Origin of the sequence: Ornithinimicrobium faecis, from assembly GCF_023923225.1 — a bacterium.
Taxonomy (GTDB): Bacteria; Actinomycetota; Actinomycetes; order Actinomycetales; family Dermatophilaceae; genus Ornithinicoccus; species Ornithinicoccus faecis.
The window spans coordinates 2,625,069-2,642,594 of sequence record NZ_CP099489.1; the positions used below are offsets into that span (position 1 = coordinate 2,625,069).

Here is a 17,526-nt window from a genome sequence, read left to right on the forward strand (position 1 = left end):
GGGATGCCCAGACCTTAGCTGTGGCCTCTGACGCATCTCAATGAGCCACGCCAAAAGAGGTCAAGAACACCAGTGCCCTTCTAGAATCGATGCCGCTTCGTCCGAAGCTAACTCGCCGCGGTCACGCTGAAGGCCAGAGCGTCGATGCGAGCGCGGACCTCGCCATCAAGCGCGATGCGCTCCCCCACACGCTGCGCGAGCTGTTGCAGATCCTCGGGAGCCAGGCCCGGCAGGAGGGCCAAGTCGATGCGCAGGGCGCCGCCGGGACCTCCCGCGAGTGCCACCCGGACGACGGCCGGCTCGTCCGCCACGGCGGCTTCCACGCCGGCCCGCACCTGGGGGTCACGGTGCGGAGCGACCCACGGGCGGTCCATCGCCAGGGACCAGACCATCGACCCGCGCAGCACGCCATAGCTCGAGGCACCCACGTCGAGCACGATCTGATGGCAGCCCTCCTGCACCGCGGCCTGGGCAGCACGCTGCGCCGTAACTGGGACCGGACGAGCACTGGAGTCCCAGTCGGCGAGGGTCTGCAGACTGGTGAATGCTGGCAGCGCCTTCTCACCCTGTGGGCTGACCAGCGTCACGGCGGCCATGTCACTGGAGGCATCACTGACCAGCCCGTTGACCTCGGTCATCTCGCCGGCGACGGCCACGACGGGCACGAGCAGGCGAGCGGCAGCGACGAGCTCCACCAGGGCGGTGTCGGCGTCAAAGGCCGCCTCGACATCCCCAGCCTCGACATCCCCAGCAGGGGCGGGCGTCGTCAGCAGCTCCAGCAGGCGCGCATCGGCTGTGCCGGTGTCACCGTCGAAGCCGGTGCTGGTGAGCTGGCGCCCGGCCCACGGGGTGCCCCCGGTGTCGGTGCCGGCTGCTGGGTCGTGACCAGCAAACCGGCGCTGGATCTGCTGCGCGGCGTCCGCGCCCGCTGAGGCAGTCTCAGGGCTGTTTTCTCGGCTGCCGTTGTCAGGGTGGCCGTTGTCAGGGTTGGTCATGGGTTCCTTCCTCCGGCCACCTCGAGGGCCTCTGCCAGTGTGAACGCCCCGTGATAGAGCGCGGCGCCGAGGACCACGCCACTGACACCCACAGCTGCCAGGGCGGCCAGTCGCTGCAGGTCCTCGAGCGAGGCGACACCGCCGGACGCGACGACCCGGCCATCCACGCGCTCGGCAACATAACGGAACAGGTTGTCGTCGGCCCCGTGCAGGCTGCCGTCCCGGCTGGCATCGGCCACGACATACGTGCGACAACCGGTGCCGTCCAGGTCAGCCAGCACGTCATCAAGGGCACCCAGTCGGGCATCGCTCCCCCGCGCCACCACCTCGTGGCCCCGCACATCGATGCCGACGGCGATGCGATCTCCGTGCTCGCGCACCGCTGCGCGCACCCACTCGCGGTCGCGCAGGGCCGTGCTGGCCAGGTTGATGCGGGCCGCCCCGCTCGCCAGGGCAACGGCCAGCGACTGATCGTCGGCGATCCCTCCCGAGACCTGCACCGGGACCGGTTGTGCCGCCACCAGTTCGGCGATCAGAGCGGCGTTGTCACCCCGGCCAAAGGCTCGGTCGAGGTCCACCAGGTGCAGCCACTGGGCGCCGTCTGCGACCCAGCCGGCCGCCACCAGGGCCGGCTCGTCCTCGGCATCGCCGACGACCTGACTCGCCCGCCCGCCCGCGATGTCGACGGCCGGCAGCAGGGTGAGCTCCGGCGCCAGCACGCCGGCCACCGAGTCGGCAGGCTCGAGCGGGCTCACGCCTCCAGCTCCTGCCGCAGCGTGACGGCGTCCCGGACGGCGTCGTTGAAATAGCCGACCTCCCGGGGCGCCGGCAGCACTGACGTGGCGCCGGGCAGGTCCGCGACACCGCTGGCATCGACCAACAACTTGGCTCCGGGGAGCTCGAGGACCGCGACCACCGCAGCCAGCAACCGGTCAGGCTGGACATAGACCTCGTGCAGGATCTCGACCAGCTCGTTGCGTCGGCCAGCACCAGCCACCCGCTGCAACGTCACCGGACCGGCGACGGGCAGGTCGGGCGGGGTGACGACACCACGCTCGGGCTCCCAGACCACCCAGCGGATGCCGCGACGCCCCCGCGTCTGGACGGTGATGACGGCCCGGCCCTCCACGATCCAAAAGCCCAGCCCCGGGCCGAGCTTGCGTGGCACGTGCCTCCCGGCGAGCAGCAGCCCACCGTTGGTGTAGGGCGGCTCGGCAAACGACCGTTCCTCAGGCAGGACAGCGGTCCACCCCTCCATCGGCACCACGGCGGCGGGGACAATCCCGCGACGCACCCAGGCCGAGACGTCTGACAGCCCGCCGCGCAACAGCAGCAGACCCGACCTGTCAGCCCCAGCTGTGGGATGGGGCTGACGGCTGTTCACCCCTGCATCCTACGAAGGACCACGGCCCCGAGACGACTGCCACGCACGGCCAACGGCCCGGACGTATGCCGCACGGTCGGCTCGGGTGGTCGCCGGCCGTCTGGCGGTGGTCACGTGGGGTGATCGCTAGCCACGGGGTCGCACGGGACCCCGGGCGTCCGCACTCGGGGTGCGCTCGGGCCCCAACGGGCCGCCATAGAGCAACTCCTCGACGACGTGCCGACACCGTCGGGCGGTGCGGCGCCACTCATCGGCGAGCTCGGCCCCGTGACCCGGCGGGCGGCCGACGATGCGGGAGACTCCCTCAGCTTCCCGGCTATCGCTGGGCACCGAGTCGACCGGGCGGCCGCGCCAGAGCACTCCGGCGTCGCGCAACCGCGAGGCCAGAGTCCACGCCCGGCGCAGCACGGAGGCGTCCTCCTGCGAGACCAGGCCGGCCTCGACCGCCGCATGCAGGGCCGAGAGGGTGCCCGTGGTGCGCAGTCCCTCGTGCTCGTGCGCATGCTCCAACTGGTTGAGCTGCACGACCCACTCGACGTCGGTGAGACCGCCCAGCCCGAGCTTGAAGTGCGTGCGCGGGTCGGCGCCGCGCGGCAGCCGCTCCCCCTCCATCCGAGCCTTGAGCCGGCGGATGTCGCGCACCGCGCTGGGGTCAATGCCGCCCTCGGGCCAGCGCAACGGCTGGATCAGCGCCAGGAACCGCTCGGCAAGATCCTGGTCGCCTCCCACCGGGCGGGCGCGCAGCAGCGCCTGGGACTCCCACCCGGCCGACCACCGCTCGTAGTAGGAGGCATAGGACTCCAGACTGCGCACCAACGGACCAGCCTTGCCCTCGGGACGCAGCCCGGCATCCAGCTCGAGCACCGGGTCGGGTCCATTGCCGGACAATCCCTTGCGCAGGTGCGTGATGACCGAGGCGGCCTGCTCTCCAGCGCCCTCGGCTCCCTCGATCGGCTCATAGACATAGAGCACGTCAGCGTCGCTGGCATAGCCCATCTCGCGCCCGCCCAACCGGCCCATCCCCATGATGAGCATCCGGACGGCAGGCTGCCCCTCACCGACGGCTGCTCGGGTGGCGACCAGCAGAGCGGCCGACAGCAGCTCGTCGGTCAGCTCGGTCAGGGCGGCCCGCAGCGCGGGCTGGTCGATCTCGCCAACCAGGTCCGCCAGGACCAGCCGGAGCAGTTCCTTGGCTCGGACCGCGCGGATGCCGGTGAACGCGTCAGCTGGGTCCGCGTGCCGCTCGGCAGCAGCCGTCATGCGGGCACGCAGCGTCTCCCCACTAACCGGCCGCAGGCCGGTCGCCTCACCCAGCAGGGAGACCGACTCGGGGGCCCTGATCAGCAGCTCCACGGCATACCGGCTGGTGGAGAGCACGTGGGCGAGCCGTTCGGCGGCGCTGCCCTCGTCGCGCAGCATCTTCAGATACCAGTGGGTCGTGCCCAGGGTGTCGCTGATCCGGCGGAAGGCGAGCAGACCGGCGTCGGGGTCCGCGCCGTCGGCGAACCAACCGAGCATGACCGGCAGCAGGTGCCGCTGGATCGTGGCGCGGCGCGAGACGCCCTCGGTCAGCGACTCCAGGTGCCGCATCGCGCCAGCCGGATCGCGGAACCCGAGAGCGCTGAGCCGCTCGCGCGCCGCCTCAGGAGACAGGCGGACCTCGTCGGTGCTCAGCTTGGCCACGGCGGCGAGCAGCGGACGATAGAACAGTCGCTCGTGCAGCCGGCGCACCTCGCGCTGTTGCGAGCGCCAGCGCTGCACCACGGTGGCTGCGGCGTCGCGGCGCGCGCCGATGGAGCGGCCGAGCCGGCGCTGGTCACCCTCCGCGGAGGGCATCAGGTGGGTGCGGCGCAGCCGGTGCAGCTGGATGCGGTGCTCCAGGACGCGCAGGAAGCGATAGGCCTCGTCCAGGGCGTGGGCGTCATCGCGAGCCACATAACCGCCATCGCGCAGGGCCCCGAGCGCCTGAAGCGTTGTGCCGGAGTGCAATTCCGCGTCCGTGCGACCGTGCACGAGCTGCAGCAGTTGCACGCTGAACTCGATGTCGCGCAGCCCGCCGGGTCCCAGCTTCAGCTGCCAGGGCGCCTCGGCGGCCGGCACGTGCTCCTCGACGCGGCGGCGCATCGCCTGGACGTTCTCTACGAAGCCGTCGCGGGCGCTGGCCTCCCACACCATGGGCCGCACCAGGTCGAGCCACTCCCGCGAGAGCGTCTCGTCACCGGCGGCGTGCCGGGCCTTGAGCAGGGCCTGGAACTCCCAGGTCTTGGCCCAGCGGGTGTAGTACTCCCGGTGCGAGTCCAGCGAGCGCAGCAGTGGGCCGTTCTTGCCCTCGGGGCGCAGCGCGGTGTCCACCTGCCACAGGGCACCCTCGCCGGTCGACTGGCCGCAGATCCGCACGACCGCTGTGGCGAGCTTGGTGGCAATGGCCACGGAGTCGTCGGAGGCCGTCTCGTCGTATGCCGAGTGGGCGGGGGCGTCGTCCCCGTCACCGGCGGCGTCGCCCCCGTCCGCGTCTGCCAGCGGTGCAACGAGGAAGACGACGTCGACGTCGGAGATGTAGTTGAGCTCGCGCCCTCCGGTCTTGCCCATGCCGATCACCGAGAAGCGCACCCGCTCGGAGTTTTCCACCACTGCCCGGGCCAGGATCAGCGCCGCCTCGAGGGCGGCGCACGCCAGGTCGGCCAGGGCCGCGGCCACCTGCGGCAGCACGTCAGGCGGGTCCTCAGCGATCAGGTCGGCGGCGGCGATCAGCAGCAGCTCACGTCGGTAGGCCACGCGCAGCGCGTCCATGCCGTCGCGCTCCGACAGGCCCTCGACGGCTGTGGTCAGACGCTCGACGAGTTCCTGCGGGGTGGGCATCAACTGGCCCCGGCCGAACGGCGCAGGGTCGGCGAGGACGGCTGTGTGCTCGGGATGGCGCACCAAGTGGTCGGCCAGGGCACTGGAGCCGCCGAGCACAGCCAGCACCCGGTCTCGGGCGGTGCCGGCCTCGGCCAGGATCGCGGCGGTTCCCGGGTCTGCCTCAACCAGCCGGACCATCCCGAGCAACGCGTCGTCGGGGTCGGCCACGACCGACAGGGCGCCGGTGAGATCGTCGGCGCCCGTGCCCCTCGGCATACTCTCGAGCAGTTCGTCCAGGAGCCGCTCGGCCCGGCGGGCGTCGGTGAATCCTGCCCGAACCAGGCCGCCCGGCAGTGGCTGCGTGGTCACAGCCGGACCAGATACCGGTCCAGCTCGAAGGGGGTCACCTGAGCGCGGTAGTCGTACCACTCCTGGCGCTTGTTGCGCAGGAAGAAGTCGAAGACCGTCTCCCCCAGGGTCTCGGCGACCAGCTCGCTCTCCTCCATCACCTGGATCGCCTCGGACAGGCTCTGCGGCAGCTCGTCGATGCCCATGGCCCGCCGCTCCCCGTCGGTCAGCGCCCACACGTCGTCCTCGGCCTCCGGCGGGAGCTCATAGCCCTCCCGGACGCCCTTGAGCCCGGCGGCCAGGATGAGCGCGAAGGACAGGTAGGGGTTGCAGGCCGAGTCCAGCGAGCGGATCTCGATGCGCCGGCTGTGGCCCTTGCCGATGCTGTACATCGGCACGCGGACCAGGGCGCTGCGGTTGTTGTGGCCCCAGCAGACGTGCGCCGGTGCCTCGCCGCCGCCCCAGATGCGTTTGTAGGAATTGACCCACTGGTTGGTGACGGCGGTGATCTCGCGCGCGTGCCGCAGCACCCCGGCGGTGAACCGGCGCCCGGTCGTGCTGAGCTCATAGCTCGCGGTCGGTTCATAGAAGGCGTTCTTGTCGCCCTCGAAGAGCGAGACGTGCGTGTGCATCGCCGAGCCAGGCTGTCCGGCAAGGGGTTTGGGCATGAACGAGGCCAGTGCGCCGTGCTGCAGGGCGACCTCGCGCACCACGGTGCGGAAGGTCATGATGTTGTCGGCCATCGACAGGGCGTCGGCATAGCGCAGGTCGATCTCGTTCTGTCCCGGGCCGCCCTCGTGGTGGGAGTACTCCACCGAGATGCCCATCTTCTCCAGCATCGTGATCGCGGCCCTGCGGAAGTCGTGGCCGTCGCCGCGGGCGACGTGGTCGAAATAGCCCGCCTGGTCGATCGGGACGGGACCGACCTTGGCGTCGTAGGGCTCCTTGAACAGATAGAACTCGATCTCGGGGTGGGTGTAGAAGGTGAACCCGTCCTCGGCGGCCGAGTCCAGGGCGCGGCGCAGCACGTTGCGCGAGTCGTTGCCGGCCGGTGCGCCGTCGGGCATCCGGATGTCGCAGAACATGCGTGCGGTGCCGGGGTTGTCGCCGCGCCACGGGATCACGGTGAAGGTGCTCGCGTCGGGCTGGACGATCATGTCCGCCTCATAGACCCGGGTGAAGCCCTCGATGGCGCTGCCGTCGAAGCCGATGCCCTCGGCGAAGGCCTGCTCGAGCTCTGCGGGAGCCACGGCCACCGACTTCAGCGCACCGAGCACGTCGGTGAACCAGAGCCGGACAAACCGGATGTCCCGTTCCTCGATGGTGCGGAGGACATATTCCTGCTGACGATCCATGCCGTCATCCTGCCGTATGCGCCCGCGACATCCAGAGCCACGCCGTCATCGTCTCGATCTGCGGTCACTGAATGGGCACACCCTGGGCCTCAGCCTTGACCCGGTGCCGGGCCAGGGGACACTCAGGTGAGGCCCGTGTCTCGGGAGTTCGCGACGGATCGGAGATGGAGCATGCGGAAGCGGTCATCAATGAGTGCTGGGACACTGATCTGCCTGCTGGCGGTCGCGAACGTCGGCTGTTCCGTCGACAATTCAGGGCCGGGCACCAACGACTGACGGGAGCGCGTCGCCGAACTCCCGCCCACCTTGGGTCAGCCGTTGAGCGGGTTGTTGTCCGAGCGGTTGGAGTCGGCGTCCCCGGTCTCCCACTCGCGCTCGCGCCGCTCGGCCTCGTCCCACTCCTCGGTGCGCTTGCGGGCCGACTCCAGCGCCCCCGAGGCCTCGGTCTCGGTCTCGTAGGGGCCCATCAGATCACCGCCCTGGGCACGGCCGGGATCGTCGTGGGCCTCAACCTGGCCGGTCTTGACGTTGAACCAGTAGGACATCACGCGACTCCTTGTCGTCCGGGGCTGTTGCCTAGACTCCACCGTATGCCGAGTGTCACCGCAACCGTTGCCCCCGGGCAGGTCTCCCCACGCCGCCCTGTCCCCGCCTCGATCGAACGGCCCGAGTATGTCGACCGGCCGGCTCCGGCGAAGTTCACCGGCTCAGAGGTCAAGGACTCCGAGACGATTGAGCGGATGCGCATCGCCGGGCGGATCGGTGCCCAGACGCTCGAAGCCGTCGGCGCGGCCGTCGCGCCGGGTGTGACCACCGAGGAGCTCGACCGGGTCGGCCACGAGTTCATGCTCGACCACGGGGCCTATCCCTCGACCCTGGGCTATCGCGGCTTCCCCAAGTCGCTGTGCACCTCGGTCAACGAAGTGATCTGCCACGGCATCCCCGACTCACGCCCGCTCGAGGACGGCGACATCGTCAATGTCGACGTCACCGCCTTCATCGGTGGCGTGCACGGCGACAACAACGCGACCTTCCTGGTCGGCGATGTCGACGAGGAATCGCGGCTGCTGGTCGAGCGGACCGAGGAGTCGTTGCGCCGCGCGATCAAGGCCGCGCTGCCCGGGAGGCCGATCAACGTTATCGGGCGGGTCATCGAGTCCTACGCCAAGCGCTTCGGTTATGGCGTGGTGCGCGACTACACCGGCCACGGCATCGGCGAGAGCTTCCACTCCGGCCTCGTCATCCCGCACTACGACGCCGCCCCGGAGTATGGCCAACTGATCGAGCCGGGCATGACGTTCACCATCGAGCCCATGCTGAATCTGGGGAGTCCAGACTGGGACGAGTGGGACGACGGGTGGACCGTGGTCACCGCTGACCTGCGCCGGTCAGCGCAGTTCGAGCACATGATCCTGATCACCGAGACCGGCAACGAGATCCTGACACTGCCCTGAGCCGGTCCAGGCACTAACGTGCTGCTGCCAGCAACCGATGAGGAGACACGCATGAGCACGTCCAAGGGCAAGGGCCTGGTTCTGGGCATCGACATCGGCGGCAGCGGCATCAAGGGTGCCCCCGTGGATCTGGACAAGGGCGAGTTCGCGACCGAGCGGATCCGCATCGACACCCCCAAGAAGGCCAAACCTCAGGACGTCGCTGAGATCGTCGCGCAGATCGCGGACGACTTCGCTGACGAGGTTGGCAAGGACTCCCCCGTCGGTGTGACCGTCCCGGCCGTCGTTCACCACGGCGTGACCCAGAGCGCCGCCAACATCGACGACTCCTGGATCGACACTGATGCGGACAAGTTGTTCACCAAGGTGCTCAAGCGACCGGTGGTGGTCATGAACGACGCCGACGCCGCCGGCGAGGCCGAGGTGCACTATGGCGCGGGCCGGGACGTGAAGGGCGTCGTGCTGCTGACCACCCTGGGCACCGGCATCGGCTCAGCCCTCTTCCTCAACGGCCAGCTGGTGCCCAACACGGAACTGGGCCACCTGGAGCTGGACGGCAAGGAGGCCGAGCACCGGGCCGCCGCCAGCGTCCGGGAGGACAAGGACCTGTCCTGGGAGGAGTGGGCCGAGCGCCTGCAGGACTTCTATCGCCACGTTGAGGACCTGTTCTGGCCCGAGCTGATCATCGTCGGCGGCGGGGTCTCCAAGAAGGCCGACAAGTTCCTGCCGCTGCTGGACCTGCGCACCAAGATCGTCCCCGCAAAGCTGCGCAACGACGCCGGCATCATCGGCGCCGCCTGGCACGCCTCCCACCAAAAAATATAAAGGTCTCGCACGCCTTCCCCAGCTTTTGATAAAGGTTTCGCACGCCCGTCCGGCGTACGAAACCTCTACGAAAATGCGTGGGACGTGTACGAAACCTTTATCTTTTTGCGGGTCACCAGGACGTGTGGCGGGGGCGGCCCTCGTCATAGCCAGCGGCGCCCTGGATGCCCACGATCGCGCGCGAGTGGAAGGCGCCGATCGAGTCGGCACCGGCATAGGTGAACGCCGAGCGGACGCCGGAGATGATCTGGTCGAGCACGTCCTCCACGCCGGGGCGCTCGGGGTCGAGATACATCCGCGAGCTGGAGATGCCCTCCTCGAACAGTGCGAGCCGGGCGCGGTCGAAGGCCGAGCGGTCCTTGGTCCGGTTGCTGACGGCGCGAGCCGAGGCCATCCCGAAGCTCTCCTTGTAGAGCTTGTCCGAGCCGTCGCGCTGCAAGTCACCGGGGCTCTCATAGGTGCCCGCGAACCAGGAGCCGATCATGACGCTGGCGGCGCCGGCGGCGAGAGCGAGGGCGACGTCGCGGGGATATTTCACGCCACCATCGGCCCACACCTGGGCACCGGCGTCCTTCGCGGCCGCAGCACACTCCAGCACGGCAGAGAACTGTGGGCGCCCCACGCCGGTCATCATGCGGGTGGTGCACATGGCCCCCGGTCCGACACCGACCTTGATGATGTCCGCACCGGCACCGGCCAGGTCGCGGGCCCCCTCGGCCGAGACCACATTGCCAGCCACCAGAGGCACCCGGATCCCGGTCGCCTGCTCGTGGGCGTCGCGCGCCTCACGCACCGACGGCAGCACCTCGATCATCTTCTCCTGGTGCCCGTGGGCGGTGTCGACGACCAACACGTCAATGCCGAAGGACAGGACCGCCTCGGTGCGGGCCCGCACGTCGCCGTTGATGCCGACGGCCGCGCCGATGCGCAGCCGACCCTGCCCGTCAAGGGCCGGGGTGTAGATCGCCGAGCGCAGCAGGCCGCGTCGCGTCACCACGCCGCGCAGGGTGTCCCCCGCGACAACTGGCGCGAGGTCGACGTGCTGGCTGTCGAGCAGGTCGAAGGCCTCACGGACGTCGGTCCCCTCGGGCACCACGACCTCCGGCTCGTGCATGACGTCACGCACCTGGGCGAAGCGGTCGACCCCGGTGCAGTCCTGCTCGGTCACGATGCCGAGGGGGCGTCCGTCCTCGACCACGACTGCCGCGTGGTGGGCGCGCTTGCCCATCACGGAGAGAACCTGTGCCACAGGCGATCCGGGCTCGACGACGATGGGCGTCTCATAGATCGGGTGCGCGTCCTTGACGGCCCTGACCGTCTCCTCGATCGCCTCCACCGGGATGTCCTGCGGCAGCACCGCGACAGCTCCGCGGCGTGCGACGGTCTCGGCCATCCGCTTGCCGGAGACCGCCGTCATGTTGGCCACCACGATCGGCACGGTCGTGCCCACCGCGTCGGGTGTGGTGAGGTCCACGTCCATCCGCGAGGTCACCGACGACCTGGAGGGCACCATGAAGACGTCGTTGTAGGTCAGATCGTGTTGGGGTTGCATGCCGCCGAGGAATTCCACGCCAGCAGCCTACGTGGCCACGGGCCAAAGATGGGTGTCGAGCCGCTCCCCCGCCCACCTTCGTCACACCCCTGGGGCACCCTGCTGCGGGACCCAGCCACTCGGCATACGGTGGGCCCATGCAGATCACTCACCTGGGCCACTCGTGCGTGCTGCTCGAGGTGGCCGACCAGCGCATCCTGATCGACCCGGGCACCTTCAGCGACGTCTCCGGCCTCCATGACCTGACCGCTGTCCTGGTCACCCATCAGCACCCCGACCATGCCGACCCGGCGCAGCTGCCCGGGCTGCTGGCTGCCAACCCGCAGGCCAGGGTGCTGCTCGAGGAGCAGACCGTGGAGGCACTCGCCGAGGCGGCTGGGGAGCACCGCGACCGACTGGAGCGTATGCCGACAGGCACCGACGTCGATCTCGGCACCGTGACCGTGACCCCAGTGGGGCAACGGCACGCCTTCATCCACGACTACGTGCCGTGGATCGACAACACCGGCCTGGTCATCCGGGCCGACGACGAGCCGACGATCTTCCACCCCGGCGATGCACTGGACGCGGAGCCGGGTCACGTGGACGTGTTGTTGGTGCCAGTTAATGCGCCGTGGGCCCGCGTCGGGGACACCGTGAACTTCGTGCGCCGGATCGCGCCCACGCGGGTGGTGCCGATCCATGACGGGCTGCTCAACGACACCGGGCGCGCCATGTATCTGAACCACGTCGGCACGTTCGGCGCCGACGGCGGCGTGGAGGTCCTCGACCTGCGTGGGCAGGGCGCCACCTCGCTCTGAGACGGCGCACCGCCGTGGAACCGCGCCCGGCTCAGGGCCACTAGCCGATCTGGTCGGCTAGCCGATCAGGCCCGCTAGCCGATCAGACCCGCGGCTCCGAAGGCGAGGCCGAGCAGATAGGTGATCGCTGCCGCGCCATAGCCAATGGCCAACTGGCGCAGCGCTCTCCGCAGGGGCGGGGCACCGGAGAGCAGACCGACGACGCTGCCGGTGACCATCAGGGCCAGCCCCACCAGGACCGCCGCGACGATCAGAGCGGGAAAGCCGGTCATGCCGAAGACGAACGGCAGGATCGGGATCAGGGCGCCGCTGGAGAAGAAGCCGAAGCTGGAGGTTGCTGCGCCCCAGGCGTTCCCCACCGCCTCCTCGCTGTCCACGTCGACGGCCACGTCGGGCATCGCACCGTCGGGCAGCAGACGCTCCGGGTGGCCGTGGACGGCCGTCATCACGGCATGCGCCTTGGTGCGGGCCTCCTCGTCGCCCATGCCGCGGGAGCGGTAGACGAGAGTGAGCTCGTTTTCCTCAAGGTCCAGGTCCGGCACGGCTGCTCGCGCGTCCTGGCTCGGGTGGGAGGCAGCCAGCAGTTCGCGGGCAGAGCGCACCGAGATGTATTCGCCGGCGCCCATCGACAGGGCCCCCGCCAGGAGACCGGACACCCCCGCAGCGAGCACGACGCCGCTCCCGACGCCCGTGCCGGCCATGCCCATGACCAGGGCGAGGTTGGAGACCAACCCGTCGTTGGCGCCAAACACGGCCGCCCGGAAGTTGCCCGTCATGTGGGCGCGACCACGAGCGGCGAGACCCCGCAGGACCTCCTCGTGGATCGCCTCGTCGGCCGCCATCTGCGGGGTCGCCGCGACCTCGGTGGCGTAGGGGGTGCGGGCCTCGGCGCTCTGCGCGAGAGCGAGGACGAAGACCGACCCAAACCGCTTGGCGAGCAGCCCCAGCACCCGGTTGCGCAGCCCGGGAGCGACGGGCTTGCCCACGTCGTCGCCCAGCAGTTCGACCCAGTGGGTCTCATGGCGCTTCTCGGCCTCCGCCAGCCCGAGCAGGATCTCGCGCTCCTCGCCCTCACGACGCTCGGCGAGGGAACGGTAGACCTGGGCCTCCGCGCGCTCGTCGGCCAGGTAGCGGCGCCACTGGCGGGTCTGCTGTGGCGTCGGGCTGGTGGTCACGGTCATGATCCTCCGGGTCAGGCGTGGCAGGGCCCCCGCCCAGCCGTGGTGTGTCTCACCAGGGTAGGCGGGGACCCTGCCCCTGACCAGGAAGGCCAGGCTATCCAGCCATGACCTCGATCAGATGGGCGCGTGGTCCCGGGCGCCCAGGTAGTGCGGCCGCGGCTGTGGTGCCGCGAACGGCTCCACGCAGGCGTTCTCCACCGAGTTGAAGACGATGAAGACGTTGGACCGCGAGTAGGGCGTGACGTTGCCGTTCGAGGCGTGCATGCAGTTGGAGTCGAACATGGTCGCCCCACCGGCCTGGCCGGTCAGCACGTCGATGCCGTAACGGTCGGCGAAGTCGCGCAGGACCTTGGTGTCCGGGGTGCCGGCCCCCTGCATCACCAGGGACTCCTTGAAGTTGTCCTCCGGCGTCTCACCGACACAGGAGATGAACTCCTGGTGCGAGCCCGGCATGATCATCAGCGGCCCGTTGTAGGAGTAGTTGTCGGTCAGTGCGATGGAGATGCTGATCGCCCGTGGCCCGGGCATGCCGTCCTCGGCGTGCCAGGTCTCGAAGTCCGAGTGCCAGGAGAACTCCTTGCCCACGAAGCCGGGCTTGAAGTTCACCCGGCTCTGGTGGATGTAGACGTCCGAGCCGAGCACCTGCCGCGCTCGCTCCACGACCCGTGGGTCGTGGGCGATGGCGGAGAACACCGGGTTGCTCAGGTGCACCTCGAAGATGGAGCGCACCTCCTGGGACGTGCTCTCCACGACGGTCCGCTCGTCCGCGAGGACCTCGGGGTCCTGGGACAGCCGACGCAGCTCGGCACTCATCGTCTCGACCTCGTCGGGGGTCACCAGGTCCGGCACCTGCAGATAGCCGGTCTGCTCCAGGCGGCCCAGCTCCTCTGCGGTGTAGGGACCGGAGTCCGCCGTGCCGAAGACGACCGGCTCCTCCCTGGCGATCACGTCGGGTTCACCGTCCAGGCGGGTCCGGTAGCGGTCGCGCATGGTGGTGGGGGTTGTCATTATCTATCCTTTCCTCGGGTTCGGGATGAGACATCGGGATCTCTTGGTCAGGATGGGTGGGCGCCCTCAGGCCGGGCAGCCAGAGGTGGCTCAGGCGGGGCTGGGCTCCTCGGTGAGCAACGGGTAGACGCCGTCCTCGTCGTGCACCTCGCGGCCGGTGACCGGCGGGTTGAACACGCAGGCACACCGAATGTCCTCCACGGCACGAATGGTGTGCTTCTCGTGGCCGTCCAGCAGATACATGGTGCCGGGGGCCAGGGGGTGCTCCTCGCCGGTCTCGCGGTTCACCAGGGTGCCGGTGCCGGCATACACGTAGACACACTCGATGTGGTTGGCGTACCACATGTCGGTCTCGGTGCCGGCGTAGAGCACGGTGTCGTGGAAGGAGAAGCCCACCTGGTCACGGGCGAGCACAAAGCGCCGGCTGCGCCAGTTGCCGTGCTCCACATCGTTGTCCGTGCCGTTCAGGTCGTTGAGGTTGATGACCTTCATCTGATGTCCTTTCGTTCGCTTGAGGGGTCAGGCAGCCGCTGCGGCTGTGCTCGTGGTGGCCTCGCGCAGGATGTCGAGACCCTGCTGCAGCTCGGCCGCGGAGATCGTCAGCGGTGGCATCACCTTGACGACCTCACTGTCGGCACCCGAGGTCTCGACCAGCAGGTGGCGCCGGAAGGCTTCCGCGGCAACCTGTTCGGCCATGTCGGGGTCCTCGAACCGGATCCCCGCCAGCAGCCCGCGACCGCGATAGTCGGCGCCAGGGATCTGGGCTGCGATCTCCTCCAGGCCGGTGCGCAGCTCCGCGGAGCGCTCCTGGACCTGGGCGGCGAAGGTGTCGTCGGCCCAGAACTTGCGCAGGGCCGCCGTGGCGGTGACGAAGGCGGGGTTGAAGCCGCGGAAGGTGCCGTTGTGCTCTCCGGGCTCCCACAGGTCCAGGTTGGGCCGCAGCAGGGTGGCCGAGAAGGGCAGCCCCAGGCCGGAGAGCGACTTGGACAGGCACACGATGTCCGGCACGATCCCCGCCTCCTCGAAGGAGAAGAACCGACCGGTGCGACCGCAGCCGGCCTGGACGTCATCGACGATCAGGAGCACACCAAAGCGCTCGCACAGCTCGGCCAGTGTCTGCAGCCACTCGGTGCGGGCGGCGTTGAGCCCGCCCTCCCCCTGGACCGTCTCGACGATGACGGCAGCGGGCAGGGACAGCCCCGACCCGCTGTCGGCCCACACCCGCTCCAGCCAACCGAAGTCGGGGGTCGAGCCGTCGAGGTAGTCGTCGTAGGGAGCCGTCGACGAGTGGTAGAGCGGGGTCCCGGCACCAGCGCGTTTCATGGAGTTGCCCGTGACGGCCAGCGAGCCGAGGGTCATGCCGTGGAAGGCGTTGGTGAAGGAGACGACGTCCGTGCGGCCGGTGGCCTTGCGGGCGATCTTCAGCGCCGTCTCGACTGCGTTGGTCCCGGTCGGACCGGGCAGCTGGACGCGATAGTCCAGTCCGCGGGGCTGCAGGATCGTCTCCTCGAAGGTCTCGAGGAACTCACGCTTGGCCACGGTGTACATGTCGAGCGAGTGGATGACATTGTCGTCAGCCAGGTAGTCGGTCAGCGCCTTCTTCAGGACCGGGTGGTTGTGGCCGTAGTTCAGGGCCCCGGCTCCGGAGAAGAAGTCCAGGTAACGCTCCCCGTCCTCGGTGACCTGCTCGGCGCCGGTGGCCTTCTCAAAGACGACCGGCCAGTTGCGGCAGTAGCTGCGGACAGTGGACTCACGGCGTTCGAAAATCGTCTGGTCAGTCACGAGAGCTCCTTTGCGCTGGGCGTGGTGCCCGGCTGGTCGGTGGCTGTATTGCGTAGGGGGGTGATGCGGTGGAGGAGTTCGGCGTCCCAGTCCTTGCCGGCCGGGAAGTGCTCCTGGGTGAACAGGTCGGTGACACTGTGCTGCGCACCGTGCCGCTCGGCGAAGGATGCGAACAGGCGCTGGGAGGCCCCGTTGTCAGCGGTGATCGTGGTCTCCAGGGAGTAGGCCCCGGTGCGCTGCGCCACCTCGTCGAGGAGCTGGCCGGCCAGTCCACGCCCGCGGAACTCCTCGTCCACGGCGACCTGCCAGATCATCAGCGTGGTGGGCTCCTCGGGTCGGCGATAGCCCGTCACGAAACCGCCGACCTCACCGTCGACCTCCAGCACCAGGGAGGTGGCATGGAAGTCCCGGGCCCACAGGATGTAGGCGTAGGGGGTGTTCAGGTCCAGTCGGATGGAGTCGCGGGCGACCCGCCACATCTGCGCGCCGTCATCGATCGTCGGCTGGCGCAGCACCGTCTGCAGGGCAGTTGCCGTTGTGGTGCTCATCGGCCGCTCCCAGCGTGAGCCAGGGCTCGCGGACTGCCGTCACTCGGCACCCCGTCCTCGTCCAGCTCGACATCGAGGCCGAAGGCGGTGTGCACGGCCTGGGTCGCAGCGTCCAGCTGGGACCCTTCGACCACCACGGAGAGGCGGATCTCGGACGTGGCGAGCAGGTGCACGGTGATGCCTGCCGCGCTGAGGGCGCGGAACAAGGTGGCGGGGACCTCGGGTGAGGACCGCATGCCGGACCCCACGACGGACAGTTTGCCGACGCTGTCGTCGCGAGTGACGGCGGTGAAGCCGAGCTCGCTCTGTCGTGCCTGCAGCGCCTCGACCGCCTTGTGGGCGTCCTCCACCGGCAGGGCGAAGGAGAAGTCGATGACGCCGGTGTCACTGGCGGTGTGTGTCTGGCCGATCATGTCGAGCGACTCCACCGCATCGGTGATGACGGCAAAGATGGCGGCGGCACGGCCCGGCACGTCAGGCACGTTCACGACCGTGAGCTTTGACTGGTCGTGGCTATGGGCCAGGCCGCGGATGCGCGGTTCCTCCATGGGATCCTCCTGGTTTTTGTGTGGAACCGGGCGCTGGGGGACGACGCGTGGGTCGTCAGACACCCAGGTGCCCGGAAGGTCGGTGAAGCTGGAACGGACGTGCAGGGGCACGTCATAGCGGCGCGCGAACTCGATGGAGCGCAGGTGCAGGACCTTCGCGCCGTGTGCAGAGAGCTCGAGGGCCTCCTCGGTGGACAGGTGCGGCAACTGCCGCGCCAGGGACACCACACGAGGGTCGGCTGAGAACAGCCCGTCGACGTCGGTGAGCACCTCACAGACGTCCGCGTCCAGAGCTGCGGCTAACGCCACTGCCGTGGTGTCCGAGCCGCCACGACCCAGGGTCGTGACGTCATCATCGGCGGAGCCTCCCTGGAAGCCGGCGACGATCGCAACGCCACCGTCATCCAGGACGGACCGGATGCGATCTGGCGCCACATCCAGGATGCGGGCCCGGCCAAACTCATCATTGGTGCGAAGCCCGGCCTGCACCCCGGTGAAGGAGGTGGCCGGGTGCCCGAGCTCGTGAATTGCCATGGCCAACAACGCCATTGAGATGCGCTCACCGGCGGTGAGCAGCATGTCGAGCTCGCGAGCAGTCGGTTTTCGGGTGATTTCTCGGGTGAGATCGAGCAGGTCGTCGGTGGTGTCTCCCATGGCCGAGACCACGACTGCGACGTCGTGACCGGCGGCGCGGGTGGCCACGATCCGACGGGCCACTCGTGCAAGCCCGTCAGCGTCGGCCACCGAGGACCCACCGTATTTCTGAACGACCAGAGCCATACATACTCCATTGAGGGGTTGAGGACTGGACGTCAAACAACGTTAACGGGGATCGCGCGCAGACCCAAGGGCGGGGGGACCCCCTTGCGCCCCAACACAATCTGTTACCGAAGGGGCGCACGCGC

At 69.2% G+C, this 17,526-nt stretch carries 16 protein-coding genes; 3 read left to right on the top strand and 13 right to left on the bottom strand.

The annotated features are described in order from the left end of the window. Positions 1-107: 107 nt before the first annotated feature. The 6 genes from NF556_RS12165 to NF556_RS12190 form a co-directional block, all read right to left on the bottom strand. The gene (locus NF556_RS12165) at positions 108-995 is read right to left on the bottom strand and encodes an SseB family protein (protein WP_252591197.1); all 888 of its coding nucleotides are present in this window, start codon (positions 993-995) and stop codon (positions 108-110) included. Further along, complete coding sequence (locus tag NF556_RS12170) at positions 992-1,750, bottom strand: HisA/HisF-related TIM barrel protein (protein WP_252591198.1); 759 nt, start codon at positions 1,748-1,750, stop codon at positions 992-994. Before NF556_RS12170 ends, NF556_RS12165 begins: the two co-directional genes overlap by 4 nt. Further along, positions 1,747-2,379 (bottom strand): hypothetical protein, encoded by a 633-nt coding sequence (locus tag NF556_RS12175; RefSeq protein ID WP_252591199.1) that lies wholly within the window; start codon positions 2,377-2,379, stop codon positions 1,747-1,749. The genes NF556_RS12170 and NF556_RS12175 overlap by 4 nt, the downstream gene beginning before the upstream one ends. 126 nt (positions 2,380-2,505) lie before the next feature. After that, positions 2,506-5,589, bottom strand: coding sequence for a bifunctional [glutamine synthetase] adenylyltransferase/[glutamine synthetase]-adenylyl-L-tyrosine phosphorylase (locus NF556_RS12180; protein ID WP_252591200.1), 3,084 nt, complete (start codon positions 5,587-5,589; stop codon positions 2,506-2,508). Continuing rightward, the gene (locus NF556_RS12185) at positions 5,586-6,923 is read right to left on the bottom strand and encodes a glutamine synthetase family protein (RefSeq protein ID WP_252591201.1); all 1,338 of its coding nucleotides are present in this window, start codon (positions 6,921-6,923) and stop codon (positions 5,586-5,588) included. Before NF556_RS12185 ends, NF556_RS12180 begins: the two co-directional genes overlap by 4 nt. Positions 6,924-7,234: 311 nt before the next feature. Then, the gene (locus NF556_RS12190) at positions 7,235-7,468 is read right to left on the bottom strand and encodes a methionine aminopeptidase (protein WP_252591202.1); all 234 of its coding nucleotides are present in this window, start codon (positions 7,466-7,468) and stop codon (positions 7,235-7,237) included. Between the two features lie 45 nt (positions 7,469-7,513). On the opposite strand from NF556_RS12190, the gene map reads away from it, so the two are divergent. Together map and ppgK are read left to right on the top strand one after the other, a co-directional pair. Continuing rightward, entirely contained in the window at positions 7,514-8,377 is an 864-nt protein-coding gene (map, locus tag NF556_RS12195; RefSeq protein ID WP_252591203.1) for a type I methionyl aminopeptidase, read from the top strand. 51 nt (positions 8,378-8,428) lie between these two features. Beyond that, positions 8,429-9,202 carry a polyphosphate--glucose phosphotransferase gene (gene ppgK / locus NF556_RS12200; protein ID WP_252591204.1) on the top strand — a complete coding sequence of 258 codons (774 nt, stop codon included), beginning with the start codon at positions 8,429-8,431 and terminating at the stop codon, positions 9,200-9,202. A 112-nt stretch (positions 9,203-9,314) separates the two neighbouring features. Here the strand turns inward: ppgK and NF556_RS12205 are convergent, their stop codons facing one another. Continuing rightward, positions 9,315-10,772: a GuaB1 family IMP dehydrogenase-related protein gene (locus tag NF556_RS12205; protein ID WP_252591205.1), complete on the bottom strand. Its 1,458-nt coding sequence runs from the start codon at positions 10,770-10,772 to the stop codon at positions 9,315-9,317. 119 nt (positions 10,773-10,891) lie between these two features. On the opposite strand from NF556_RS12205, the gene NF556_RS12210 reads away from it, so the two are divergent. After that, positions 10,892-11,554, top strand: a complete 663-nt coding sequence (locus NF556_RS12210) for an MBL fold metallo-hydrolase (RefSeq protein WP_252591206.1) — start codon at positions 10,892-10,894, stop codon at positions 11,552-11,554. 74 nt (positions 11,555-11,628) lie between these two features. Here the strand turns inward: NF556_RS12210 and NF556_RS12215 are convergent, their stop codons facing one another. From NF556_RS12215 to NF556_RS12240, 6 genes are all read right to left on the bottom strand, one after another. Next, positions 11,629-12,735, bottom strand: a complete 1,107-nt coding sequence (locus NF556_RS12215; protein ID WP_425607040.1) for a VIT1/CCC1 transporter family protein — start codon at positions 12,733-12,735, stop codon at positions 11,629-11,631. A gap of 114 nt (positions 12,736-12,849) precedes the next feature. Then, positions 12,850-13,743 (bottom strand): ectoine hydroxylase, encoded by an 894-nt coding sequence (thpD, locus tag NF556_RS12220; protein WP_289781753.1) that lies wholly within the window; start codon positions 13,741-13,743, stop codon positions 12,850-12,852. A gap of 90 nt (positions 13,744-13,833) precedes the next feature. Further along, entirely contained in the window at positions 13,834-14,235 is a 402-nt protein-coding gene (locus NF556_RS12225) for an ectoine synthase (protein WP_252591208.1), read from the bottom strand. A 27-nt stretch (positions 14,236-14,262) separates the two neighbouring features. Continuing rightward, positions 14,263-15,525 carry a diaminobutyrate--2-oxoglutarate transaminase gene (gene ectB, locus NF556_RS12230; RefSeq protein WP_252591209.1) on the bottom strand — a complete coding sequence of 421 codons (1,263 nt, stop codon included), beginning with the start codon at positions 15,523-15,525 and terminating at the stop codon, positions 14,263-14,265. Then, the gene (gene ectA, locus NF556_RS12235; RefSeq protein WP_252591210.1) at positions 15,522-16,073 is read right to left on the bottom strand and encodes a diaminobutyrate acetyltransferase; all 552 of its coding nucleotides are present in this window, start codon (positions 16,071-16,073) and stop codon (positions 15,522-15,524) included. The genes ectB and ectA overlap by 4 nt, the downstream gene beginning before the upstream one ends. Further along, positions 16,070-17,401: an aspartate kinase gene (locus tag NF556_RS12240; RefSeq protein WP_252591211.1), complete on the bottom strand. Its 1,332-nt coding sequence runs from the start codon at positions 17,399-17,401 to the stop codon at positions 16,070-16,072. Before NF556_RS12240 ends, ectA begins: the two co-directional genes overlap by 4 nt. Positions 17,402-17,526 lie beyond the last annotated feature (125 nt).